This is a genomic window from Corynebacterium sp. HMSC062A03 (genome assembly GCF_001811145.1).
Lineage (GTDB): Bacteria > Actinomycetota > Actinomycetes > Mycobacteriales > Mycobacteriaceae > Corynebacterium > Corynebacterium aurimucosum.
Genome location: NZ_KV803701.1, coordinates 1 through 24695 on the forward strand (window position 1 = coordinate 1; position 24695 = coordinate 24695).

The 24695-nt window shown below is 63.1% G+C and carries 21 protein-coding genes and 1 tRNA gene; 15 read left to right on the plus strand and 7 right to left on the minus strand.

Annotation, left to right across the window (positions count from 1 at the left end):
* Window positions 1-81 precede the first annotated feature (81 nt).
* Entirely contained in the window at window positions 82-717 is a 636-nt protein-coding gene (locus tag HMPREF2781_RS09805) for an Abi family protein (protein ID WP_070444124.1), read from the minus strand.
* 300 nt (window positions 718-1017) lie between these two features.
* Between HMPREF2781_RS09805 and ssd the strand changes: the two genes are divergently transcribed.
* The 7 genes from ssd to HMPREF2781_RS09840 all read left to right on the plus strand — a co-directional run bounded on the left by ssd (window position 1018) and on the right by HMPREF2781_RS09840 (window position 5413).
* Window positions 1018-2034: a septum site-determining protein Ssd gene (gene ssd, locus HMPREF2781_RS09810; RefSeq protein ID WP_070645829.1), complete on the plus strand. Its 1017-nt coding sequence runs from the start codon at window positions 1018-1020 to the stop codon at window positions 2032-2034.
* Window positions 2031-3167: a TadA family conjugal transfer-associated ATPase gene (locus HMPREF2781_RS09815; RefSeq protein ID WP_070645691.1), complete on the plus strand. Its 1137-nt coding sequence runs from the start codon at window positions 2031-2033 to the stop codon at window positions 3165-3167. Before ssd ends, HMPREF2781_RS09815 begins: the two co-directional genes overlap by 4 nt.
* The gene (locus tag HMPREF2781_RS09820) at window positions 3164-3913 is read left to right on the plus strand and encodes a type II secretion system F family protein (RefSeq protein ID WP_070645693.1); all 750 of its coding nucleotides are present in this window, start codon (window positions 3164-3166) and stop codon (window positions 3911-3913) included. The genes HMPREF2781_RS09815 and HMPREF2781_RS09820 overlap by 4 nt, the downstream gene beginning before the upstream one ends.
* Window positions 3913-4470, plus strand: coding sequence for a type II secretion system F family protein (locus HMPREF2781_RS09825; RefSeq protein WP_070645695.1), 558 nt, complete (start codon window positions 3913-3915; stop codon window positions 4468-4470). Before HMPREF2781_RS09820 ends, HMPREF2781_RS09825 begins: the two co-directional genes overlap by 1 nt.
* Window positions 4471-4560: 90 nt before the next feature.
* Window positions 4561-4749, plus strand: a complete 189-nt coding sequence (locus tag HMPREF2781_RS09830) for a DUF4244 domain-containing protein (RefSeq protein ID WP_070645697.1) — start codon at window positions 4561-4563, stop codon at window positions 4747-4749.
* Window positions 4749-5072, plus strand: coding sequence for a hypothetical protein (locus tag HMPREF2781_RS09835; protein WP_070645699.1), 324 nt, complete (start codon window positions 4749-4751; stop codon window positions 5070-5072). The genes HMPREF2781_RS09830 and HMPREF2781_RS09835 overlap by 1 nt, the downstream gene beginning before the upstream one ends.
* Window positions 5069-5413, plus strand: coding sequence for an Rv3654c family TadE-like protein (locus HMPREF2781_RS09840; RefSeq protein WP_070645700.1), 345 nt, complete (start codon window positions 5069-5071; stop codon window positions 5411-5413). Before HMPREF2781_RS09835 ends, HMPREF2781_RS09840 begins: the two co-directional genes overlap by 4 nt.
* Here HMPREF2781_RS09840 and HMPREF2781_RS09845 read toward each other — a convergent pair.
* Entirely contained in the window at window positions 5410-7785 is a 2376-nt protein-coding gene (locus HMPREF2781_RS09845) for a DEAD/DEAH box helicase (RefSeq protein ID WP_070645702.1), read from the minus strand. The genes HMPREF2781_RS09840 and HMPREF2781_RS09845 overlap by 4 nt on opposite strands.
* A gap of 91 nt (window positions 7786-7876) precedes the next feature.
* On the opposite strand from HMPREF2781_RS09845, the gene HMPREF2781_RS09850 reads away from it, so the two are divergent.
* Window positions 7877-8080, plus strand: a complete 204-nt coding sequence (locus tag HMPREF2781_RS09850) for a cold-shock protein (RefSeq protein WP_010189920.1) — start codon at window positions 7877-7879, stop codon at window positions 8078-8080.
* On the opposite strand, the gene HMPREF2781_RS09855 is transcribed toward HMPREF2781_RS09850, so the two are convergent.
* A complete protein-coding gene (locus tag HMPREF2781_RS09855) occupies window positions 8077-8670 on the minus strand; it encodes a DedA family protein (protein WP_253287253.1) in 594 nt (197 codons plus the stop codon). The two genes, HMPREF2781_RS09850 and HMPREF2781_RS09855, sit on opposite strands and share 4 nt — an antisense overlap.
* 201 nt (window positions 8671-8871) lie before the next feature.
* Here HMPREF2781_RS09855 and topA point away from each other — a divergent pair, with 201 nt between their 5' ends.
* Entirely contained in the window at window positions 8872-11802 is a 2931-nt protein-coding gene (gene topA / locus HMPREF2781_RS09860) for a type I DNA topoisomerase (RefSeq protein WP_070645706.1), read from the plus strand.
* 544 nt (window positions 11803-12346) lie between these two features.
* Here the strand turns inward: topA and HMPREF2781_RS09865 are convergent.
* Window positions 12347-13720 carry a DUF418 domain-containing protein gene (locus tag HMPREF2781_RS09865; protein WP_083308559.1) on the minus strand — a complete coding sequence of 458 codons (1374 nt, stop codon included), beginning with the start codon at window positions 13718-13720 and terminating at the stop codon, window positions 12347-12349.
* A gap of 33 nt (window positions 13721-13753) precedes the next feature.
* The gene (locus tag HMPREF2781_RS09870) at window positions 13754-15286 is read right to left on the minus strand and encodes an adenylate/guanylate cyclase domain-containing protein (RefSeq protein ID WP_070444091.1); all 1533 of its coding nucleotides are present in this window, start codon (window positions 15284-15286) and stop codon (window positions 13754-13756) included.
* Between HMPREF2781_RS09870 and HMPREF2781_RS09875 the strand changes: the two genes are divergently transcribed.
* Together HMPREF2781_RS09875 and HMPREF2781_RS09880 are read left to right on the plus strand one after the other, a co-directional pair.
* Window positions 15285-16532, plus strand: coding sequence for a DNA polymerase III subunit delta' (locus tag HMPREF2781_RS09875; protein WP_083308560.1), 1248 nt, complete (start codon window positions 15285-15287; stop codon window positions 16530-16532). The genes HMPREF2781_RS09870 and HMPREF2781_RS09875 overlap by 2 nt on opposite strands.
* A gap of 103 nt (window positions 16533-16635) precedes the next feature.
* A tRNA-Thr gene (locus HMPREF2781_RS09880) sits at window positions 16636-16711 on the plus strand.
* Window positions 16712-17037: 326 nt separating this feature from the next.
* On the opposite strand, the gene HMPREF2781_RS09885 is transcribed toward HMPREF2781_RS09880, so the two are convergent.
* Complete coding sequence (locus tag HMPREF2781_RS09885) at window positions 17038-17493, minus strand: DUF4442 domain-containing protein (protein WP_070645713.1); 456 nt, start codon at window positions 17491-17493, stop codon at window positions 17038-17040.
* Between the two features lie 234 nt (window positions 17494-17727).
* Between HMPREF2781_RS09885 and HMPREF2781_RS09890 the strand changes: the two genes are divergently transcribed.
* The 3 genes from HMPREF2781_RS09890 to nagE are packed head-to-tail and all read left to right on the plus strand — an operon-like array spanning window position 17728 to window position 21867.
* Window positions 17728-18885, plus strand: coding sequence for an N-acetylglucosamine-6-phosphate deacetylase (locus HMPREF2781_RS09890; protein ID WP_070645715.1), 1158 nt, complete (start codon window positions 17728-17730; stop codon window positions 18883-18885).
* Window positions 18886-18918: 33 nt separating this feature from the next.
* Entirely contained in the window at window positions 18919-19683 is a 765-nt protein-coding gene (nagB, locus tag HMPREF2781_RS09895) for a glucosamine-6-phosphate deaminase (protein WP_070645717.1), read from the plus strand.
* A gap of 51 nt (window positions 19684-19734) precedes the next feature.
* Window positions 19735-21867, plus strand: a complete 2133-nt coding sequence (nagE, locus tag HMPREF2781_RS09900) for an N-acetylglucosamine-specific PTS transporter subunit IIBC (RefSeq protein ID WP_070645719.1) — start codon at window positions 19735-19737, stop codon at window positions 21865-21867.
* 153 nt (window positions 21868-22020) lie between these two features.
* Here nagE and HMPREF2781_RS09905 read toward each other — a convergent pair whose 3' ends face one another.
* On the minus strand, window positions 22021-23706 hold the full coding sequence (locus HMPREF2781_RS09905) for an acyl-CoA synthetase (RefSeq protein ID WP_070645721.1): 1686 nt from the start codon (window positions 23704-23706) through the stop codon (window positions 22021-22023).
* 168 nt (window positions 23707-23874) lie between these two features.
* Between HMPREF2781_RS09905 and HMPREF2781_RS09910 the strand changes: the two genes are divergently transcribed.
* Window positions 23875-24690, plus strand: a complete 816-nt coding sequence (locus HMPREF2781_RS09910; protein ID WP_070645723.1) for a GDSL-type esterase/lipase family protein — start codon at window positions 23875-23877, stop codon at window positions 24688-24690.
* Window positions 24691-24695: the final 5 nt, after the last annotated feature.

Below are 24695 nucleotides of genomic sequence, written 5' to 3' on the forward strand. Positions count from 1 at the left end.
CCCGCTACGCACCCCGAAACCGGAAGAGCCCCTTAAGCCCCCCAGTCCCAGTGTTGCCGTGGCCGGCATTCAGATATGTGACTAAGGTCGTTGCACTCGTAGAGCTGGCACTCTGGAATTATCCTTGATCCACGTCGCGGCTTCGGGATCAATGAATTTCGCTACCATGTGGATGGCGTTATCAACAGAGTCAAGATGTGCGATTTCACCAGGGATATTGTGTTGTTGGACGATTGATTCGTGGTGAGAGCACCTGTTTCTCATTTTGTAAATAATGACTACAAGTTCTTCGAATTGCTGTCTGTCGTCGGGTTTTACCTTCAATGCCTTTTCTATCTGCGGCCAGATGCTCGCCTGATAGTGGCTACTTAAGAGGAAGCGCCAGAAATCAAAACTGAGTTCAGCGATGATTTTTCCTGGTGGTGCTTTCCTCCCTCCGGCTCTCTTCATTGCTTTGTGGATGCTCTTGGCTGCTTCACTGCTGAAATTTATTCGATGGTTGTCAAACCACCGTTCGTCGTATCTGCGCGTTAGGGCGGTGTGGATGCAATTGCGGAGGAGCACTTCGAGATGCTCAATGTCGGCGAGATAGGTCTTTGTAAGGTGAGTATTCCAAAGGTATAGCGCTTCTGGAGTTGGATGGGCAGCGTAACGGCTCATGCGCGCAGATGAAAACCACTGAGATAGTGGTAGTAGGGCGGATTCTGGATTATTCATTATGGATATGCTAGTTTTTCTGTTGAAAGCCTCGGAACGATCCCTGCACTACAAAAGTAGGAGTAAATCGCCGGGGTTATTGATGTTTTTGGCTTTCCCTAAGCCTAAGCCCGTTGTATGGCTTGTGAGTTTTTCTTAGGACACGACGTGGCGGGTTCCCTGTGAATTGTAGGCTTTAAACCCCGTTAAATTTGTTTAAACGTCATCAAAACCGGCGTCTATAGATGAAAACTGCGGAGTTATCCACAGGCGGCTAGGAAGCCCTAGCGCGTGGTAGGTGTGCTCGCGCATGCTTCGGGCATGAGCACGTTTCACCTAGTTATCGCAGTCGGGGATGCCGCACTGCGAGCAGAAGCAGCTTCCGCGGCTGCTGCCAGTACTGCGGAAGTGAGCACCGTCGAGGATCCGCGGGACTTTTCCCGCCACCTGCCGAAGGCGGATGCTGTCTTAGCTGATTCGCTGACGGCCCGTCTCGTGGCGGGGCATCCGCGTGTGTATTTCCTGGCGCTGGATCCGGGGCCGATTGATTATGAGGCCGCACTCTGTTGCCGCGCGACTGCCGCCTTCATCGTTCCTGCCCAATCAAAAGAGCTCCTGGGCGCATTAGCTGCGGACGCCACTCCGGAGACCACCGTGTCCACCGGTATAACCCTGGCGGTGACCGGTTCCGCTGGGGGATTGGGTGTTTCGACTGTAGCGGTGGCGTTGGCCCGCGAGGCAGGCGCAGATCTCCTTGTTGACGCGAGCCCTTATTCCGGCGGCCTCGACTTGCTGACCGGCATTGAGAACAAGCCCGGCGCGCGGTGGCCGGATCTCGCCGCAGGGACCGGTTCGGTTGATGCAGCAGACCTTGTGCGCGCCTTGCCCACCACCCCGGATGGCATAGCGGTGCTCTCAGCTGCGAGGTCCGCCAACGCGGAGGTGGCCCAGATGACCGCGACCCGGCGCGCGGCGATTATGCAAGCAGCGTGTTTATATCCAGGGACCGTCGTGGTGGACTGCCCACCGTGGGATATCCCTGATGCTGCGGATCACGTGGTGCTGCTTACCGCTGCTGAGGTACGGGCGGCCGCCGCCTGCGCGCAGCTGGTGGCAGAGCTTCGTGCCCGGGCGCAGGAGTGCTCCGTCGTCGTGCGCAATCGTCAGTGGGCTGGCCTGGATGTCGGCGACATCGCCAAGGTGACCCACACAGACCCAATTGCTGAATTGCCGACCATCCGTGGTTTGACCCGCACGGTGGAAACCAGTGGGCTGCCGCGCCAGCTGCCCCGAGCCCTAGCTCGTGTCGCGCGCCAGATTTGGGAGGCCGTGGCATGAACCTGATCGATACGATGCGCACTATCGTGGCCGCCGAGCCGCAGTTAGCCCACGATGCACCAGCCTTGGCGCGGCGCATCCGGCAGGAGGCCGGAGTTATCAGCGACGTCGATGTACTCGACCTTCTGCAGCGCTTGCGCCACGATTCCGTGGGCTTAGGATTATTGGAACCGGTCCTATCGCTGCCGGGGCTGACCGATGTTGTTGTTAATGGCCCCGATTCCTGTTTCGTCGATTGCGGGCAGGGCCTGCAGCCGCGTGATATCGGCTTTGCCGATGACGCCGAAGTACGCCAGCTTGCTACCCGGCTGGCTGCGGTGGCGGGCGTGCGGCTAGATGATGCGCAACCTTTTGCCGATGGGCGCCTGACCCGCCCCGATGGAACGAGGATCCGACTTCACGCGTTGCTTGCGCCTCCTTCAGCAAGCGGAACCTGCATCAGCCTTCGTGTGTTGCGCCAGGCGCAAACCAGCCTAGAGGAGTTAATAACCAATGGCAGCATTGAATCCAGCCTGGAACATGTTTTGCGCGCCGTGGTTGAGCGCCGGGCATCCTTCCTGGTTACGGGAGGGACGGGCTCAGGCAAAACGACGTTGCTCGCTGCCTTGTTGGGGTGCGTGCCCGTCACCGAGCGCTTGCTCATCATCGAGGACACCCCGGAGCTTTCCCCGAATCACCCGCACGTGGTGACCTTGGTATCGCGCCGGGCCAACGCGGAAGGGCGCGGTGAGATTTCTATGTCGCTCCTGCTCCGCCAAGCGCTGCGCATGCGCCCAGACCGCATCGTGGTCGGTGAAATCCGCGGCGCAGAGGTAGTGGAATTGCTTGCCGCGCTCAACACTGGGCACGATGGTGGCGCGGGCACCGTGCATGCCAACTCTGTTGATGAAGTGCCCGCCCGCATGGAGGCCCTCGCCGCGCTGGGAGGACTCGACCGCGTGGCGCTGCACTCGCAGCTGGCGGCCGCCGTGCACGTGGTCCTCGGGATGGAACGCACGCCACAGGGGCGGCGTCTCGCGCACCTCGGCGTGCTGGAGGGAAACCCGGTCACGCCTCAGCTGGTGTGGACGGCCGAAGAGGGCCCGCTTCCCGGGTTTGCGCAGCTGTGTTCGCGGTTGGGGGTGGAACCATGATGTGGCTGTTCCTTGCAGCGGCGTGTTTGCTCTCGCAGCCTGCTTCGGTGACGCGGCTGGAATCGCCGAAACCACGTTCGCTGGCGCCTGCGGCGGTGTTTCTCGGGGTTGGGTGCTGTGTCTTTTTCGGTCGGCCCACTGTTGTGGTGGCGGTGGGCTGCATTGTGGCCTGTGCGCTGTGGTTTGCCAATGACCTGGCAGCCTCGAGGCGCGAGCGTCACAGTGCAGAGGCGCTCGCTTCCTACTTTGGTTCCGTTGCTGCTGAGCTGCGAGCCGGTTCGACGACGGCGGGGGCGTTGCGTCGGGGTGCCGATGCCCTTCCTGACTCCACCCCGGAGAATCTCCGCGCTGCGTTGAGCACGGCTGCGGGTCTCGCAGCACAAGGGGGCTCACCTGCGGTTGCTCTCAATGCACCGGAGGTTGCGCGCTATGCAGCGCTGCTCACCCTGTCTGGGCGCCATGGTGTGGCGCTGGCGAACCTCATTGAGCAGGCCCAAAGCCAGCTGGATACCGCGCGCCGCCACGCCGGTGAGACCGCTGCCTCTTTGCAGGGTCCGCAGGCCACCGCGGTTATCCTGGCGTGCTTGCCGCTGGCGGGCATTCTCATGGGTGGGGCGATGGGTGCGGATTCTCTGGGGTTCTTGTTGGGTGGTGGCTTAGGGGGCGTGCTTCTCGACGTCGGCGTGGCACTCGTCTGCGCCGGCTTTGCCTGGTCGCGCCTCATTCTGCGGAAGGCGGCGCAGTGATGGTCTTGACCTATATCTCCGCTGCATTAATGGCCGCGGCACTCGCTGTTACCGCTTCCGCACCAGCTGGGCGGATAGCCCAGTCGGGCTCGCGCACGCCGCGCCCGAAGACGCCGCGCGATGGTCCAGACACGGACTACAGTGCGCTTGATGCAGCCAGCGACCTGGAGCTCTTCGCCGCATGCCTGGAGGCCGGTCTCTCCACGCGCAGTGCCGTGCTAGCTGTCGCTGAAGCCTCGCCGCGGTGGTCAGAGGCAGCGGCGCTTATCGGGGTGGGGGTTCCCATGGGTACCGCGTGGTCGGCGCTGGCCAGTCAGCCGCATTTGGAAGAGCTGGTGCGGCTTGCGCAGCTGTCTGGCGAATCGGGGGCGGCCATGGCTACTGGGTGCCACCGGTTGGTGGCGCAGCTGCGTGCCGAAGCCTCGGCACAAGCTACCGCGCGGGCGGAGCGCGCTGGCGTGTTCATTGCAGCACCGCTGGCGGTGTGTTTCCTTCCCGCCTTCCTGGTCCTTGGGTTGATACCTGTCCTTATCAGCTTGGGGCAGCAACTTTTCTAGGCCCGTTCATACCAATAATCGCTCAACTAACCACTCACCAATTCAGTAAACGAAACCTACACAAACACAGGAAAGAAAGCTAGGTAAAACATGCAGAAAAAGTTAAACTACCAGTCACTATTAGGAAATGATGATGGTATGTCTACGATTGAGTACGCTATGGGTTCGCTCGCGGCTGCAGCGCTTGCCGCGGTGCTCTATGCCGTGGTCAATGGCGGTGAAGTAACCAGCGCTATTACCTCCATCATCACCGACGCGCTGTCTAACACCCCGGGCTAATGCGCGCGCTGGATGACGCCGGCTCCGTCACCATCGAGGCGGCCCTGTCGCTGTCCGCGCTCGTCATCGTTGCGGCGGGAATCGTGGGTGGCATCGCCACGCTGTCGGCCCACCTCGCTGCCGTTGACGCCGCGGGCGCTGCAGCTCGCTCCGCCGCCATCGGCGTGGACTTTCAGCGCGAAGGAGTGACGGTGACCGTGAGCGAAGGCTCCGGCCTCATGACCGCTGAGGCCGCCGTGCCCGCACCCCTGGGAACCATGCGCGCGCAGGCGGTGTTTCCCGCGGAGATGGCAGCCGGTGGGGCCGCAGGGGCGCAGCCATGAGTCGTCATCAGCGCAGCTGGGCGCGGATCCTGGCGGGCGAGGAGGGCTATGCCACTGTCGTCACCGCCGGGATCATCGCCGCAGTGGCTTCTCTGTTGCTGGCGGTTGCGGCGGTTGCTTCGCTCGTTGTGGCACGGCACGAAGCGCAGGTGGCGGCGGATCTGGCCGCGGTGGCCGGCGCGTGGGAGGTGGCCAAGGGCAGGGACGCCTGCACGAAGGCCACAGAGATTGCCGCGCTCAACGGCGCGGAACTCGGCTCCTGCGTCATCGATGGGAGCGACGTTGAGGTGGCCGCCCAGATGCGCGGGCGCAGCGCCATCGCCCGCGCCGGTCCGGTCTAAGAGGTCATGGTTACCAGCGCGCCAAGCAGCGCTACAGCGCCAGTCTTGTCCAGAGGGTTATTGCCGTTGCCGCACTTGGGGGATTGCACGCACGACGGACACCCGGACTCGCAGGGGCAGGAGCGCACGGCCTCAAAGGTGGCCTTAATCCACTCGGGGAAACGCCGGAATCCTTCCTCGGCGAAGCCGGCACCGCCGGGGTGGCCGTCGTAGACGAAGACCGTGGGCAAGCCCGTATCGGCGTGTTGGGCGGTGGACACACCACCAATGTCCCAGCGGTCGCAGGTGGCAATGAGCGGCAGCAGCCCAATGGCGGCGTGTTCGGCCGCATGGAGGGTGCCTGGCGTGCGCCCGGCGGTGACTCCCATCGCTGCGAGTGCCAGCGGATCGATGGTGTAGGCCACCGCCCGGGTCACCAGGCGCTGCTCCGGCAGGTCAAGGGGGATATCCTCGCCCACGGAGCCATCGGGAAGCCGAACCTGGTAGCCGGTGACCTTGTCGGTCACCTCGACCTCCAGGCTGGCCACCCACAGGCCGGGGGCGTAGTTCACCAAGTCATCGGCCTCGCGCAGGATGCGGATATCCGTCGTGGACTTCGGCTGCGTGGTGTAGTCCGGCGTCTTCGGTACGGCGAGGGCTACGCCTGGCTCGGCGGGAGCTGCGCCACCATCGCCTCCGCCGAGGTGAAGTTCCTCGATCACGAAACTTTCACCGCGGTGCAGGTACACCGCGCCGGGATGTACCTGGCTGACCGCGCGGGCTGCATCGATGGTGCCGAGCAGGCGGCCGTCGGAAGAATCGACAATCATGACCTCCTCGCCCGAGCCGCCGCGCAGCGAGACGGCCGTGTGCGCGGTCTCCGGGGTGAGCTCGCTGGAGCCAGCGGGCAGGGGAGCGGCGAACCAGCCCCGCGGGCGCCGCCGCAGCAGGCCCTGCTGGGCTAAGTCGTGGACCACGTCCTCGGCGTGGAAGGCGGCCACGTCGGCGTCGCTCAGCGGTTTTTCCACCGCCGCGCAGTACACGTGTCCGCCCAGAATATAAGGGTTAGCGGGGTTGAACACGCTGGCCTCGACCGGCCGGCCCAACAGCGCTTCCGGGTGGTGAACCAGGTAGGTATCCATCGGTTCATCGCGGGCTACCAACACCACCAGAGAGCCCTGCCCGCGGCGGCCCGCGCGTCCTGCCTGTTGCCAAAAGCTGGCGACCGTACCCGGGAACCCAGCGGTGACCACGGCATCCAGCCCGCCGACGTCAATGCCCAGTTCCAAAGCCGAGGTAGTGGCTACGCCGAGCAAGGAACCATCATCCAGTGCCTGCTCCAGCGCGCGGCGGTCCTCGGCCAGATAACCCGCGCGGTAGGCGGCAATCCGGCGCGCAAAATCCGGCCTGCCCAGCCTCCCGGAGAGCTCCTCCGCTGCCCGTAGCGCGGTGGTCTCTGCCGCGCGCCGCGAGCGCACAAAGGTCAACGTCCGCGCACCTTGCGCCACGAGCGCGGCCATCATCCACGCTGCCTCCGTCGTAGCGGCGCGACGCACTGGGGCACCGTTCTGCCCTTCGATGCCCTCCATGAAACCCGGCTCCCACAGCGCTACGGTCCGCGCACCCGTCGGCGCGCCGTCCTCAGTCACCGCGAGCACCTCGCGCCCCGTCAGCCGCGCGGTATGCCGCGCCGGATCCCGCATGGTCGCCGAAGCCGCAATTACCACCGGCCGCGAGCCATAGTGCTCGCACAGCCGCAGCAAACGCCGCACCACCAGCGCCACGTTCGCCCCGAAAACCCCGCGGTAGGCATGCGCCTCATCGATGACGATGAATTTCAAGTGCCTCAGCACCCGCGCCCACCGCTGATGCGCCCCCAGCAGAGAAGAATGAATCATGTCCGGGTTGGAAAAGATGAACCGCGCTTGATCCCGGATGCCGGCGCGCGCTTCGGTGGGGGTGTCGCCGTCGTAGGGGGCGGGGTGGACGTCGCGAAGCACGGCGATGCTCTGGGTAAGCTCCAGCACCGCGCGCAGCTGGTCCGAACCCAGCGCCTTCGTCGGCGTGATGTAGAGCGCGCACGCGGTCGAATCCTGCGCCAGGCGGGACAGGATGGGCAAACGGTAGCCCAGCGACTTTCCGGAACTCGTCCCGGTGGACACCACCACGTCGCGCCCCTCCCACGCGGCCTGTGCCACGGCGACCTGGTGGGCATAGAGCTTGGCCACACCTTGCTCCTCCAACGTCGCCCGCAGCTCCGGCAGGACCCACTCCGGCCACGCGGCATAGCTCGCTGGCTGGGCGGGCACGGTGGTGGAGTGCGTTAGCTCGGACTCGGGGAAACGCTCAACAAGGTGCTCGACGAGCTCCTCACCCAGAGGGTTCTCACTCACGCTTGCCTCCACTAATCTGCTGTAGGTGTCCAAACGTGGCACACTGGTGCACTAGTTTGCACTACTTTATTTCCGCAAAGGACAACTCATCATGGCATACGGTACCGTCAAGTTCTTCAACGCCGAAAAAGGCTACGGCTTCATTGAGCAGGAGGACGGCTCCGGCGATATCTTCGTGCACTACACCGAGATCCAAGGAACCGGCTTCCGCACTCTCGAAGATAACCAGCGCGTTTCCTTTGAGATTGGGGAAGACGCTAAGGGCCAGCAGGCCACCAACGTCGAGGTGGTTTAGGGGGATTCGGCATAGCCGCGCCGGGTATCCCACCATTCCAGCAGCTTATTCTGCCCCTTTTGCAGGCCGAAGCCGATGATGACCGCGGCGATGATGGAAATGAGCATGGCTATCGCGGGCGAGCCGGAGAAGGCCACGCCGCCGAGGTAACCAATGGCTAGCGCCTGCGCTACCCACAGCAGCACCCCGAAGGTGTCGAAGAAGAAAAACAGCGGCCACGGGTAGCGCATCGAGCCGAGCAGAATCGTCATGAAGAGCCGGGCCGAGGGGATGAAACGCGCAATGATGATCGCCGCGCCGCCGCTGCGCCGAATGTTGCGTTTAACCCACGTTAAGGCATCGTAGGCCTTCGTGCCTTTTTGGGCTCTATTAATAAGGGTAATGAGCCGCGTTCCCAGAAAGAAGCACAAGTTATCCCCCACAATGGCGGCAACCAGCGCGACGAAAAACATGGTGGGAAGGTGGGGAAAACCTTGGGAACCAGACCAAGCGCCAACCATGTTGAGGGGAACCTCTGAAGGCAACACGGGGAAGAAGCAGTCGAGGAAAATCAGCGAACCCACCAGCGGATAAATCCACTGGGTGGCCATGATGACCTCGAACCATGCAGTAATAGACGCAATCACGCTGTCTCCCGGTTGTGTACTGTGAGGCGAATCCTCGGACGGCCAGTATAGACCCCCTGTTGTGTGGACGCGTACTGGCCTGAATAACTAGAGTGAACCTCTATCTGTGTACTCTAGGGGCAATTGCCCAGCAGAGGACTAACCATCGGAAGGGATGAAGTCGAAGTGGCAGAAGCTACCGGCCCGGGGAAGACCCTGGTCATCGTCGAGTCAGCAACCAAGGCGAAGAAGATTCAGCCTTATCTCGGCGATAAGTACATTGTTGAGGCCTCCGTCGGCCACATCCGGGACCTTCCCCGCGGCGCTGCCGACGTCCCCGCTAAGTATAAGAAGGAATCCTGGGCGCGCCTCGGTGTTAACCCGGAGGATAACTTCACCCCGCTGTACGTCATCAGCCAGGACAAGAAGAAGAAGGTCGCCGACCTTAAAGCCAAGCTGAAGGAATGCGACCAGCTGTATCTCGCAACAGACCCCGACCGCGAGGGCGAGGCCATTGCATGGCACCTGCTCGAGGTGCTCAAGCCCAAGGTGCCGGTGCGCCGCATGGTCTTCAACGAGATCACCAAGTCCGCCATCCTGGAGGCGGCGGAAAATACTCGTGAGCTCGATGAGAACCTCATCGACGCCCAGGAAACCCGCCGCATCCTCGACCGCCTCTACGGCTACGAGGTCTCCCCGGTGCTGTGGAAGAAGGTCATGCCGCGCCTGTCGGCTGGCCGCGTGCAGTCGGTGGCTACCCGCGTCATCGTCGAGCGCGAGCGCGAGCGCATGGCGTTCATCCCCGCCGAGTACTGGGATCTCACGGCAACGCTCAAGTCCACACCGGACTTTGACGCACGCTTGAGCGCCCTTGATGGCAAGCGCGTGGCCGCGGGCCGCGACTTCAACGATAAGGGTGAGCTGAAGAGCGACGAGGTGGTCGTCGTCAAGCAGGCCCAGGCGGAGCAGCTGGCCAGCGCGCTGGAAGGCTCCACCATGACGGTGGCCAGCGTTGAGCACAAGCCTTATTCGCGCAAACCTTCCGCACCGTTTATGACCTCGACGCTGCAGCAAGAGGCAGGCCGCCGCTTGCACTACACCTCGGAGCGCACGATGCGCATTGCGCAGCGTCTTTACGAAAACGGTCACATTACCTATATGCGTACCGACTCGACCTCCCTGTCCAAGCAGGGCCTAGGCGCCGCGCGTGAGGCCGCCACCTCCATCTTCGGTGCGGAGTTTGTTTCGGATGGGCCGCGCACGTATGACCGCAAGGTGAAGAACTCCCAGGAGGCCCACGAGGCCATCCGCCCCGCCGGCGAACGTTTCGCCACCCCGGGCCAACTGGCCGGGCAGCTCGACGCTGAGGAGTATAAGCTCTACGAGCTAATCTGGAAGCGCACCGTGGCCTCCCAGATGGCCGATGCCAAGGGAACCTCGATGAAGGTGACCGCGGCCGTGAGCGCTGGTGGTCACGACGCGGACTTTTCTGCGACCGGCCGCACGATTACCTTCCCGGGCTTCCTCAAGGCCTATGAGGACGTGGCGGCGAAGGGCTCGAAGGAAGAGTCGCGCCTGCCGCACCTCAACGAGGGCGACACGCTGAAGACCGCTGCGGTTACTGCCGACGGCCACTCCACCAACCCGCCGGCGCGCTATACCGAGGCCAGCTTGGTCAAGAAGATGGAAGACCTGGGCATTGGGCGCCCGTCGACGTACGCCTCCATCATCAAGACCATCCAGGACCGCGGCTACGTGCTCTCCCGCGGCAACGCGCTGGTGCCTTCGTGGGTTGCCTTCGCGGTGGTGGGCCTGCTGGAGAATAACTTCACCGAGCTGGTGGACTATGACTTCACCTCCTCCATGGAGGACGAGCTCGATGCCATTGCTGCCGGTTCGGAGAACGGTACGGACTGGCTGAATAACTTCTATTTCGGCAACACGGAGGCCGGCGAGCGGAAGGCCGCATCCATTGCCCGCCACGGCGGCCTGAAGTCCCTGGTGGACATCAACCTGGAGGCTATCGATGCCCGCCAGGTCAACTCGCTGCGTCTCTACACCGACGCTGAGGGCCGCGATGTCTTCGTGCGCGTGGGCCGTTACGGGCCGTATATTGAGCGCGCCGTGGGTACCAACGAGGATGGCACGGTGGAGTACCAGCGCGCTAACCTCTCGGAGACGGTCACCCCGGATGAGCTCAATGAAGCTTTGGCGGAGAAGCTTTTCGCCACCCCGCAGGGCGGGCGCGAGCTGGGCCAGAACCCGGAGAATGGCCGCACCATCGTGGCCAAGGAAGGCCGCTTCGGACCGTACGTGACCGAGCAGGTGCGTGACGACGAGCGCGAGAAGGCCGAGGCCGAAGCCGAGGAGATCGTCAAGGAAGAGCGCGCCGCGGAGGACGCCCAGCGCGCCGCCGAGGGCAAGCGCGCCAAGAACTGGGAGACCAAGACCGCGGCGAAGCAGAAGGAAAAGCGCATTGCTGAGTACGTCGAGGAGAAGCTCAAGCCAGGCACGGCCTCGCTTTTTGCCTCGATGGAGCCGGCCAGCGTCACCCTCGAGGAAGCACTGAAGCTGCTGAGTCTGCCGCGTGAGGTGGGCGTGGACCCCTCGGATGGCGAGGTCATCACCGCGCAGAACGGCCGCTATGGCCCGTACCTAAAGAAGGGCAAGGACTCCCGTTCCTTGGCCAAGGAGGAGCAGATCTTCTCCATCACCTTGGATGAGGCGCGCCGCATCTACGCGGAGCCGAAGCGCCGCGGCCGTGCGGCGGCGCAGCCGCCGATTAAGCAGCTGGGTGATAACGACGTGTCCGGTAAGCCGATGACGGTCAAGGACGGCCGCTTTGGCCCGTACGTCACCGACGGCACGACGAATGCCTCGCTGCGCCGTGGTGACGACCCGGAGCAGCTTACCGACGCCCGCGCCAACGAGCTCCTCTCCGAGCGCCGCGCCAAGGATGCCGCGAACGGTGGTACGAAGAAGTCGACGAAGAAGAGCACCAAGAAGTCGACCAAGAAATCGACGAAGAAGGCCACGAAGAAGTCGACCAAGAAGGCCACGAAGAAGCCTTCGCCGGGTACCAAGAACGTGGTCAAGGCCGGCTCGCGCAGGAAGTAGCAGGACATGAAGACCAGCTTCGCCCGCGATATGGTGGCCCGCACCCAGGAAGGCACCGAGGCTCTCCTGCGCGCGGCGGGCCCGGCCTTTACTGGCCGCGATCACTTCACCCTCGGCGCGCTTGCTGCGGGGGAGACTGCTGTCTGGTCACGCCTGTTTAAGTGGCGCACGCTCGGTGTGGCCACGACGGCCGCTGTACCCGTGCTGCTGGCCCTGCGCCCGGACTGCGCACCGGAGACCCGCGTGGGGCTCATCGCCGCATCCCTGGGGCAGGCCGCCAAGCGCGGTGCACCAACGATGTTCAGCGTGACGTGTGTGAGCGCACAATACGCATCCTTCGCGTGGGCGCTGCGCGGCGCGCGCAATGATGCGGTGGGCTGGGGTCTGCGCGCCGAAGCGTGGGCCGCAGGCATTGCGCTCTCGCGCACCCGGAGTGAGCGCCTCGCCACGGCCGTCGCCGGAATCCCGGCGGCCGCTCTCTCCGCGCTAGCCGGTGATGAGAAGCTCCGCGCCGACGAAGCCACGCAAGGGCTGAGTCATGGCGCTAACCTGCTTCTGGCCTCTGAGGCGCTGACGGTCCTGAACCCGGTTGAGCAGCGCCAGGATGCGGGCCTGCGTGGCCGGGCCCTGGATGCGGCGCAGTCGGCGGCGCAGACGGTAGGCCTGGTACTGCTGGTGGATGGGTTGGCGCGGAAGGGCCGGGATTAGACGTCGCACCTAATTCCGGGCGCATTGTCTTGCCGTAGGACAAGCGGCGGTGCACCCACTCGAAGGGCCCAGGTTTGCCTGCGGCCTCGAGCGCGCAGGCGATGATAAGCGTTGCTAGCCATACCCCGGCGGCCAACGTTGCTTGGCCTGCGGCGCTGAACTCCGGTCCAATGTTGAGGGTGAAGGGGTAGACCAGCGCCAGGAAAAACACGGACTGCAGTACATAGCCGGTCATGGAACGCTTGCCCAGTGCGATGAGCGGCCACAGGAACCACGGGCGCGCACCACGGCGCTGCAGGGGTTCCAGGGCAAGTGTCGCCGCCGCCACGATGCCCGGCCCGGTGAGCATTCCGATGCAGCTATTTGCTGCGTTGAGGGGATCTGCCAGCGCTGGATCCAGCACCCCAATCGTCGACAAGCCCCAAGGCAGGCCGAGGAAGAGAATGATGGCTACAGCCACCAGTGTCCACGCCCATAGCTCGCGATGATGGCCCCCGGCCAGAGTGCCGCGGCGCGCCCACACGAAGCCCACGAGCATAACCGGCAGGACCATGGCGCCGGTTAGGGGGATGGACATCAGTTGGGCGCCGACCATGATGGCCTGCTCACCCAGCAGCTCCCAATAGGAGTCGGCGGCAGTAAAGCCGCTGAAATCGAAATCTGAAGTATCGATGAATGCGGCCCCAATACCCATTCCGATGCCCGACACAACCAGCAGCGAACAAAGCCCGTAGGCCACGCGCATGAGGAGCTTGTCAGTTAAAGAAAGCAGCAGTGCGATGAGCATGCCCATCGCGCCATAGAGGATCATGATGTCGCCGGAAAAGAGAAAGAGGCAGTGCAAGACGCCGAACAGGGCGAGAAAGCCATAGCGTTTTGCCAGCACGGCTTGTGCGCGGAGAAGCGGGAAGCCGCGCCGCCATAAGCTCATTGCGATAAGCCCCACGCCGAAACCTAAGAGCGTGGAGAACATCGGCAGGCCGCGCACGTGAATGAACATGGCGGCAAAGACCACGTAGATTTTGTCTGCGAGGGAGTCGACGCCGCCGAAATAAGCATCGGGGCCATTGCCGTCGTTCATAATCCACGCGGTGCAGACGTTTGCCAGCGCAATGCCTAGCAGAGCCATGCCGCGGGCGACGTCGGGGACGAGAAAGCGAGGACTCGAATTCTGGCGTGGCGGATGGGGCTGGTGTGGCTGATGGGGCATGGCCCCGAAACTACCAGAATCACAAAGACTTATTTATCCGAGGGCGCGCTCCGCCAGCGTCGGGCGGATAGGGCGCGCCAGTTGCGTCATGCGGCGACGCCCGCGCAGCTCGATAGACTTCATCAGTGTCCAGCGCGCTTGCTCGGCCTCGTTAGCGCCGCGCAGCGTGGCGGAGTTGGTGAGCACTTGGCCGGGCGTGTCCTTGGCCAGCTCGGTAAGGCGTGCGGCCTCATTGACGGCATCACCAATAACGGTGTACTCGAAGCGATCCGCACCACCAATGTGGCCGGCTACCACGTGGCCCGCGGCCACGCCGATGCCTGCCTGCAGTCGCAGCCCGCGCAGTTCCTGGCGCAGTTCGCGGGCAGCCTGCAGGGCCATGGAGTTGGCATCGTAGACCGTCAGTGGGGCACCGAACACGGCCAGAGCAGCATCACCCTGGAACTTGTTGATGATGCCCTTATTGCGGTGTACCACCTCAACGACGTGCTCGAAGAACTTGTTGAGCTCCTCCACGACCTCCTCCGGGGTGTGGTTGACGGCGAAGGTGGTGGAGCCGATGACGTCGATAAACAGCACTGCCACCTTGCGGTCCTCGCCGCCTAGCTCCGGGCGCTCCTCCAAGGCGCGCTGTGCCACCTCAGTGCCGACATAGCGGCCGAAGATGTCGCGCACGCGCTGGCGCTCACGCAGGCCGCGCATCATTTCGTTGAAACCAGCTTGAAGAACACCGAGCTCAGAGCCGTCGTAGATGTCTACCTGGACGTCGTTCTCGCCGCGGCGCACGCGGTTGATGGCGTCCTGTAGCTCCAGGATGGGGTCCACCACGCTCATCATGGCGAACATGGTGCCGATAAGCCCCGTGCCCAGCGCCGTGATGCTCAGCGCGATGATGGCGGGGATGATATCGGCGGTATCGGCGGTGAACATCCCCATTTTCTGTCCCAGGTGCACCAGGATGATGCCGATGAGCGGGATGCCGGAGGTCATGAGCCACGTGGAAAGCAGACGGTACTTAATCGGCGGTTCCAGGGTGGAATCCTCAAAGCGGCGGGCCACGGCCTCCGCCGCCACGGGGCGCACGAGGCGCTCCGCCTGCAGGTATGTCAGGAGAACGATGAGGCCGCCGGCCAGTGCAGCAGAAACACCGACGACCACGGCCAGCCGTGCCGAGTGCTGGCCCGCTAATATCACCGCCAAAAGAATGCCCAGCAGCCAGACACCTGCGGCCACGCCAGATTGGTAGAGCGGGATGCGCAGGACCAAGTTGCGCACCATATTGGGATCATGGTCATCGGGACTGCGCTGCCAGTCCAAGACCGGCCGGAACAGCCGCAGGGTCACCGCGATGCCGATGATGACGGCGAAGGTTACGAACAACGTGCCATAGGTCCACAGGTGGGGCGTGTGGGCGATGAAGTCGGAGATCTCCGGCATGGGGAGAAAGAAGACCACGAAGGTCATGATCGCAATGGCACCGATGATGTTGGAGCCAAGGACGAGCGCGGCGTACATCGGCCATTGAGTACCCCATAACCAGCGGGCGCCACGCATCAGTCTATTCATGGTTACTCACTTTAGTTATCCCAGTAGGCTAGGGCGAGTGAATACATCAAGCGTTGCAGAAAGGCTTGCCGACGCCCCCTCCGTCGCCCACACCATCCTCAGTGCTGCCCGCGCGGCACGGGGCGAAGGTGACCCGCGGGCGATGAGCCATTCCTGGCTCTTTACCGGTCCTCCCGGTGCCGGCCGCTCGCTGGCGGCGCAGTGTTTCGCCGCAGCACTCATGTGCACGTCTGCCGACGAGAACGGCAACCCCGGATGCGGGCGCTGTGCCTCCTGTCAAAGCGTCCTGGACAATCAAGAGCACACCGACTTGGTCTACGTGGACCCGCAGGAGCAGTTCATTACGGTCGGCGAGGCCCGCGAGGTCATTGGGCGCGCGGCCAGCCTGCCGAGTGTTGCACCCTGGCGCGTGGTCATCTTCAATAAGGCAGATCGCCTCCGCAACGAGGCCGCCAACGCACTATTGAAGACCGTAGAGGAACCCCCGGAGCGCACCGTCATCATTATGGTCGCGCCCTCGGAGGATCCGGAGGACTTCTCGGTCACTCTGCGTTCCCGCTGCCGCCACCTTTATATCCCGGCGCCGAGCGTGGAGGGTGTGGTCAAGCAGCTCGTCGCCGAAGGCGCCAGCGAGGATGACGCGCGCCTGGCCGCCGTGACCACCTTGCGCCACGTGGGGCGCGCGCGACACCTGGTCAACGAACCCGCCGCGCAGAAGCGCCGCGCCATGGCCATCAACCTGGCCGAGGATGTCTTTCACGGCTCCCAGGCCTTTCAATCCGTCACAGCGCTGCTGAAATTCATTGAGAAGGAGGCCAAGGACTCCCACGCGGCGGCGGAGGAGGCGGAGCGATCCAAGATTGAACAATCCTTCGGCGTTGGTGCCAAGGGCAAGGGCGCGACGAAGGCGCAGCGCGACGCCCGCAGTGCCCTGAAGGATATGGAGGAGCTTCACAAGAAGCGCGCTAAACGACGCATCGCCGACGGCCTCGACATCGCCCTCGTGGATCTCGCCGGCATCTACCGTGATGCGCTCATGCTCAAAGTTGGTGCCGAGGTGGAGATGACCCACCCGGATTTCGCCGGCCTGGCCGGCGAACTTGCCCAGCGTGTGAGCGAAGATGGCTTGCTGGCCGCCCAGTCCGCCATTCGCACCTGCCGCGAGCAGCTACCGCAGAACGTCACCCCGCAGGTGGCTTTCGACGGTATGGTGGGCCGCCTGCGCCTGGCCTGCGGTGCGCGCTAACTTGCAGCATTTGCTGTGCGTGCCCCACATCAAGCAGCCCGATTTCTTTCTCAGCCCCGGCCTAAGCTAAACTCTCACGCGGTGCATATACACACTGCATCGTGCCGCCTTAGCTCAGTCGGTAGAGCATCTCACTCGTAATGAGAAGGTCGCGAGTTCGATTCTCGCAGGCGGCTCCATTAAGCCCCAGCTAGAACAGTGTTCGGCCTAAACAACACGTTTTGTCGTTTAGGCCGCCAAGGTGAGAACAAAGTAAAAACGCCAACCCTCGGAGCAAAGGAATTCTCAGGCCGAAGCCCTACTCCATTCGGGAACCCAGCTTTATCCTTCTCGGGTTGACGTTGTGACTCAAGGATAATTGGGCGCGAGGCCTTCCACAACACATAACTTCCCGGTGTGGACAAAATGGAATCAAACTACCAGGTAAACTCGGCGCCAGAATTTTTGGGAAATACTCCGGTAACCCCAGCGTCTGCGACGACGCGCAGGCTTTCGTACTCGCTGCTTATTTCTGCTTGCGTCGGTAATACACCTGCCGGCGCACATGAGCGACGACATCGCCTTCCTCATCGATGATGTTGACGTCGAACCAATGGAGGTACTTCTGACCGTTGGCCGTCTTTTCTTCGATGAGCGCGTAGGTCTCCTCCGGAATGCGCATGTCGGCGGTGACCGTGCCACGGCCGGGCTTGAGGTACTTAATCTCACCAGCGGCATCCCAGATGCGGTACTCCTTGCCCAGGCGGTGCATGGAGGCAAGCATGAAGAACGGATCCGTCATGGCGGAGAGCGTGCCGCCGAAGGCAACGCCCATGGCATTCTTGGTCAACATGTTCGGCTTGTGGCTGACCACGACACGCGTGCCGTCATCAGCGAATTCCTTGATCTTTATGCCAGCGCCCAGAAAGGGCGGCCAGAAACCCATGAGGTGCTTGAGCTGACGTGCAGAAAAGTGGGCCATGAGGATAGCTCCATTTGGGTGGACGGTCAGGTGGGCTAAATGTGGTCAACTCTACCGTTGTGGGATGAGGAGAGTCCCAGACTTCGGTTCTTGAGCACACTATAAGTCACCTGCGCTCACACACCCCCTTCGGCGGAGGCGTGATTCACAAAAATCAGCAGCCCTGATAAATTTCAAGTGAATTGTCAACCGGGCTGCGCCACGCCAGCCCGTACAAGCAGAATCGAATGAGTCATGCAGACAGAGGCGAAAGGCCACGTCGAGGGCCTCTACATCGATGAGAACTTCGAGCTGCGCGCCGGGGCCGTCACATTTGGGGAGAGTATTGAGGGCATAGCGCTTGGCGACGTCCCCGCAGCCGAGGCCGCCTGGCGCGCCGGGGACCCGGATGCGTTGCTCTGGGTGCCCGGTTTCGTGGACCTGCACAACCACGGCGGCAACGGCGGGGGATTCCCCAACGGCGACTATGAGCAGTGCCTGGCCGCCGTCCGCTTCCACCGCGCACACGGCACCACAACGTTGTTGGCCAGCTTGGTTTCCGGCACGCAAGAAGAGCTGTGCGCGCGGGCCGAGCTTTTGGCCCAGCTGGCTGAGGAAGGCGAGAGCGCCGGCATCCACATGGAGGGCCCCTTCATCGCGGCGGCCAAGTGCGGCGCGCAGGACCCTTCGCGCATCGTGCCGGGCGACCCGGACTTCTTCCGTGCAGTCATCGCCGCGGCCCGCGGGCACCTGCGTTCGATTACCTTTGCGCCGGAGACGGAGAACGTCGACAAGCTGCTCGAAGTCTGCGCGGAGCACGGCATCATCGCCAGCTTGGGCCACACCGAGGCCGATTATGACACCACGCTGAACGTTATCGCCCAGGCCAAGGAGCTCGGCGTCACCGTGACCGGCACGCACCTCTTCAACGCCATGCCGCCCATCCACCACCGCGCGCCGGGCACGGTGGCCGCCTTGCTCACCGCGGCGAAGGCGGGGGACGTGGCTGTCGAGCTCATCGCCGATGGCGTGCATCTTGTGGACGGCACCGTGGACATGGCTCACAACCCCCGCTCCTTCGCGGTGACGGATGCCATGGCGGCGGCTGGCATGGCCGACGGTGACTATGAATTGGGCTCCCTCCCCGTCACCGTGAGCGGGGGAGTCGCGCGCGTGCCCAGCGGCGCCATCGCGGGTGGTACGTCCACCTTGGCCCAGCAATTCGCCAGCTTCGCCGCACGCCATGGTCTGGGCGAAGCGGTGCGTTTTACCTCCACCACGGCCGCCGATGTGCTGGGACGCAAAGATCTAGGCCGCATCGCGGTTGGTGCACGCGCCAACCTGGTGGGCCTCAATGCCCAGCTGGAACCGGTGCGCGTCATTGTCGGTGGCACTGAATTTATAAACTTTTAAACAAGACTCTCACTCACATCAGAAAGGCAGATTATGGACATCCTCATTCGCTCCACCCCCGCCGAGGTCGCCGCCGCGGCCGCCGATATCCTCGCACGCTACGCCAACAATTCCGCCACCCTGGGGCTGGCCACCGGTTCCACCCCGGTGGCCACGTACAAGGAGCTCATCGCCCGCCACGAGCGCGGCGAGGTCAGCTTCGCGGGCAGCCACGCATTTCTTCTCGACGAGTACCTTGGCCTTAACCCCGAACACGAGCAGTCCTACTACGCCACCATCCGCCGTGACTTCACCAGCCACGTCGATTTCGATGATGCCTTGGTCAAGAGCCCAGAGGGCAGCGCTGCCGACCCCGTGGCAGCCACCGCCGCCTATGACCAGGCCATCCGGAATGCCGGTGGCATCGATATCCAGTTGCTAGGCATTGGCGCGAATGGCCACATCGGCTTTAACGAGCCCTCGAGCTCCCTGACCTCGCGCACTCGCGTGGTGGCGCTGCACCCGCAGACTGTGCAGGATAACTCCCGTTTCTTCGACAATGTCGAGGACGTTCCGCGCCACGCACTCACGCAGGGCTTGGGCACGATTAGCGAGGCCCGCCACCTGCTCCTCATCGCCACCGGCAGCAACAAAGCCAACGCGGTGCAAGCGATGGTTGAGGGACCGCTTTCGGCGCGCTGCCCTGGCTCGGTACTGCAGCTGCACCAGCACGCCACGGTGATTGTGGATGAAGCCGCCGCTGCCCGCTTGGAGGATCGCGAGTACTACCTCTTCGCGGACCAGAACCGCCTGCGTTAAAGCTCCTTTTTCTAATTCCATAACTTCCCTTCTCGAAAGGACGTTTCAGACATGAAAATAGATGTCATGGGGCCGCTGCAGCGGCTCGGAAAAGCCCTCATGGGCGCCGTGGCGGTGCTGCCCGTCGCGGCGATCCTCAGTGGCCTTGGCTACTGGATTTCCAGCGCCGCCGGCCCGGATAACCTCGCCGCCCAGCTGCTGATTAGCTCCGGTGACGCGGTCCTGGCCAACCTGGGCTGGATCTTCGCCATCGCCATTGCTTTCGGCCTGGCCAAGGATTCCAACGGTGCTGCGGCACTCTCTGGTTTCTTGGCCTTCGCCACCTTCATGAAGCTGCTCGGCCCCGACGCCGTGGCCGGCTACCGCGGCATCGAAGACCCCACCGCGCTGACCGGCGATGAGGCTCTGCACTGGGCATCGGAGGGCTGGAACGCCGTGGGCGGCGGAAACGTCCTCTTTGGCATCCTCGCCGGCATCATGGCGGCCTGGGTCTATAACCGCTTCCACGGCACCAAGCTGCCGGACTTTTTGGCCTTCTTCTCAGGCCGGCGCCTCGTGCCGATTCTTACCGCCATCATCGCCATGGTGATTTCCGGCGTCCTCTACTTCGTGTGGCCGTTCATCTACAACGCGCTCTTCAACTTCGGTACCTCCATCCAGGGCCTGGGTGCGGCGGGTGCCGGTATCTATGGTGTGGCTAACCGCCTGCTCATCCCGACTGGCCTGCACCACGCGTTGAACTCCGTCTTCTGGTTCGACGTCATCGGTATCAACGACATTGGCAACTTCCAGGCGGGCCAAAAGACCATCGAAGCAGCCGCAGCCGCCACCTCCGCCGCGGACTGCCCGGGCATCTGGGCCAATGGCCAGTGCACGGTCGAGGGCGTTGTGGGCCGCTACCAGGCGGGCTTCTTCCCGGTCATGATGTTCGGTCTGCCGGGCGCGGCACTCGCGATGTACCTGCGTGCGGATAAGAAGAAGCGCAAGGTGGTCGGCTCCTTGATGGCTGCTGGTGCCCTGGCTTCCTTCTTCACCGGTGTGACCGAGCCGCTGGAGTTCTCCTTCATGTTCGTTGCCCCGCTGCTCTATGTGGTGCACGCGCTGCTGATGGGCCTGTCCGTCTTCATCGCTTCCACCATGGAGTGGACCGCTGGCTTCGGCTTCTCCGCCGGCTTTGTGGACATGCTGCTTTCTTCGCAGAACCCGCTGGCCAACAAGTGGTACATGCTGCTGGTGATGGGCGTGGGCTTCTTCTTCCTCTACTTCATCATCTTCTACTTCCTCATCGGCTGGCTTAACCTCAAGACCCCGGGCCGCGGCGAGGACGAAGCCGACAACGTGGAGGATTCTGCTACCGGCGATGACAAGACCGCAGCCGATGCCGCCCGCATCATCGAGGGCCTCGGCGGCAAAGACAACATCGACTCACTGGACTACTGCACCACGCGTCTGCGCGTGGGTGTGAAGGACCGCGCGCTTGTTCGCGACTCCCTGATCAAACGCGCCGCCGTCTCCGGTGTCATCCACCCCTCCGAGAAGAGTGTTCAGGTCATCGTGGGCCCGGCCGTACAGTTCATGTATGACGAGGTCAGCCACCAGCTGCGCCACGGTTCCCCGGCCCTGGCCACGACTGGTGCAGCGAGCGCGGCTGGAGCTGCGGGGGCTGCAGCCAGCGCCGGTGCCGCTTCCGCTAATCGCGTCAGCAGCGATGACGCGGATGTCGACGTGCGCGCCCCGTTCGCGGGTGACGTCGTTGAGCTCTCCCAGGTTCCGGATGCCTCCTTTGCCCAGGGCATGGTGGGCGAAGGCTTCGCGGTTATGCCTGATGCTGTCGATGCCTTCGACGTCTGCGCCCCAGTAGACGGCACCATCACCATGGTCTTCAAGACGCGCCATGCTTTTGGCATGAAGACAGCAGACGGGCTGGACCTGCTCATCCACATCGGTATCGACACCGTGGAGTTGAAGGGTGAAGGCTTCACGGCCTTGGCTAAGAAGGGTGATACCGTCACTGCCGGCACGCCGATCATCGCGGTGGAGGCAAGCAAGCTGCGCGAGCGCGGCGTCAACCTCATCACCCCGGTGGTGTGCCCGACGGCCAAGCAGGTTGCCGGAGTCGACATTGCTCGCGAGGGCCATGCCCTGCCAGGCGAGGTCGCCGCAACCGTCAAGCGCAGCAACTAATCTGATTCGGTTCAGCCCAGACATAAAACTGCCCTAGTTGACAAAACCCATGCTGCTTCATGCGGTGAGGAGCGAAGGTTTTGGCAACTAGGGCAGTTTTGGCTTGGTGGGTTCTATGCCTTGAGAAAACAAGCAGAGAAAAATGAGCGTGGGCTAGTCGGTGTGGCTTAGCAGGCGCGGCACCACTTTGCCCGTGGCGTTGCGCGGCAGCTTGTCTAGGAAGTGGACGTCGCGCGGCACGGAGTGGTCGGCGAGGTTCTCGCGGACCCAGGTGCGGATGCTATCGGCAGTCACGGTGTTGCCCAGGGCATCCCGCGTGGTTACTGCCCACACGGCGATGCGCTGGAAGGTGGTCTCATCCTCCACGCCGCCGGCGTGCACCTCCGCGATGCCCGGCATGGCCTCAAGAACCTCCGTCACCGACTGCGGGTGCACGTTCTCACCACCGACGATGATCATGTCATCGGCGCGGCCCACCACGTGCAGGTAGCCGTCGGGGTCGATATAGCCCAAGTCCCCGATGGAGATGAGGCCATCAACCTTGTTGAGCGGAATCTTCGGGTTCGTATAGCCAATGAGCGCGGTGGAATTAGTCAGGTAAATCTCGCCGACCTCGCCGCGCGGGACCTCATTGCCTTCCTCATCGAGGATGCGCAGCTTGGTGCCGGAGGCAATCTTGCCGCCGATGGTCGGGTCCTTAGCCACCTCTTCCATGGTGGCCGTCGATGCCAGTGCTAGCTCCGTGGAGCCATAAACATTGCAGAGAATCGGGCCGAAGCGCTCGTGGGTTTCCTTGACAATCTCCGGGGTCAGCGCGTGCCCGGCGGAGGCAATGAACTTCAGGCTTGAGGTGTCATACGCCGAATCCGGGTCAACCTCAACCATCTGGCGGAAGAAGACGGGGGAGGAGAGCAGGCCATCGAGCTGGTAGCGCTGGATATCATCGAGTGCGGCCGCCGGGTCAAAGACACGGCGGGTGACAATGGTATTGCGCAGGCCCAGAGCGATGTTAAGGCAGGCCCAGCCCCACGTGTGGAAGATGGAGGCGGTCATCTGCACCTTTTGGTCCCCGCGCCACGGCACCGCATCCACGATGGAGGCAACCACCACTGGCAGCGTGGGCTCCGGGCGCATGATTCCCTTGGGAATACCCGTGGTGCCGGAGGACATCAGCACGATATGCCCGTGCTTGGGCCAGGTGGGAAGCTTGTGCTTCTCGACGTCCCGCGGGTTCTCCACGATCTTGCGCAGCGATGCCGCTTGCGCCAGCTCAGCGGGAATTTCCGCACCGGACTCGTGGCCAATGACGACGTGCAGGCCATCAATGGGGCTAGCGCTATTGGTGGGATTAGGACCGTCGGCGGGGGCGAGACGGTCGATGAATTCATCGTCGATAACGAGCACGTTGATGCGGTTTTCCTCGATGCATCCGGCGAGCTGTTCGGGGGAAGATCCAACGTTGAGCAAAAAGATGTGTGCCCCCGCATAGCCTTTGGCGGCCAGCGGGGTGATGATGCCGCGGCCATTGCGTGCCATAACACCGAGGCGGATCTCATCGAGCCTCAAAGAAAGCAGCCAGCGCGCGAAGGTCTGGGAATGATCGCGCAGTTGGCGGTAGGTGAGTGCCCCGTCATCGTCGATAAGCGCTAGGCGTTCTGGGCAGGTCATGTATGCCTGCTCTACTTCGCGGGCGGTGGTGAAGCGGTAGCGCGCGAGAACCGGTGCGGTCAAGGCCACCGCCCGCGGGCCGCCGGCGGGGCTAATGAGGCCTGCGCGGAACAGCGAGGGGATAAAACGCCCGAGGGCAGCGGCGTGAAAGGTTACATCAGAAAGCTTCATAAGGTTCTCATCGATAAGAGGGGAAAAGAGGTTACGGGGCGGCGGGGGAGCCGCAATAAAAACGACAACCTGTTACAGGTGTTGCTATTGTTACATAAGCTGCAACCGCTAGCGTAGTCTATTATGGTTTCGGTCTAGAACATACTCTCTTGGAAGGACATTAGTCACGTGAAGTCTACTCAGCGCATTGCCACCCTCTGCGCCGCCCTCCTCGTGGCGGTTGGATTGACTCAAGCTCCCCAGGCAGTTGCCGGCGAGCGTAACCTCGTTGCCTTCGGTGATTCCGTGCTCGCGGATCCGCAACTGGATGTGTATCTGTCCTCGCGATTGGGCTCTTCTCAGCGCAACCCGAGCTTGAACTGCCCGTCCGGCAATAACTACGCCAAGCGCACTGCCGCCAAGCTGGGCATGCCGGTGGCGGATTTCTCCTGCTCCGGTGCTGTGTCCATGTCCCAGGGGCCGCAGGTGAATGCACAGATCGACGATGCCATTCGCCGTGGCGCGCTCAGTGCGGACACCCAGCGCGTGCTCTTCTCCAGCGGGTTCAACGATACGTATAACAACGCCGGGCTTTCCGACGGCGACCTGCGCGCCCGCTGGGTCGGCGCCAATGCGCCGCTGATCCACAAGATCCGTGCGGCAGCGCCCAATGCCCGCATCCAGATTGTGGGTTACCCGACCATTGGCTCGGGTGACCGCTACTGCCTCCTCCACTTCGGCCCGAAGCCGGCCGATGCCACGGCTCTGCCGATGGTGCAGCGCTATGAAAACGTCGCGCAGTGGATGCAGGTGGACCTGGCGCGCGCTACCGGAACCGAGTTCGTGGACATGAAGCCGATGACCTGGGATCGTGGCATGTGTGCCGACGCCGACAAGCGCCTGTGGGCGGGTCTGGTGGACTTCTCCGCGGGGCCGGGCAACCTGCCGCTGCACATTAATGCTCGCGGTCACGAGTTTGTGGCCAACCACCTCGCTAGCTTCTAGAAGCG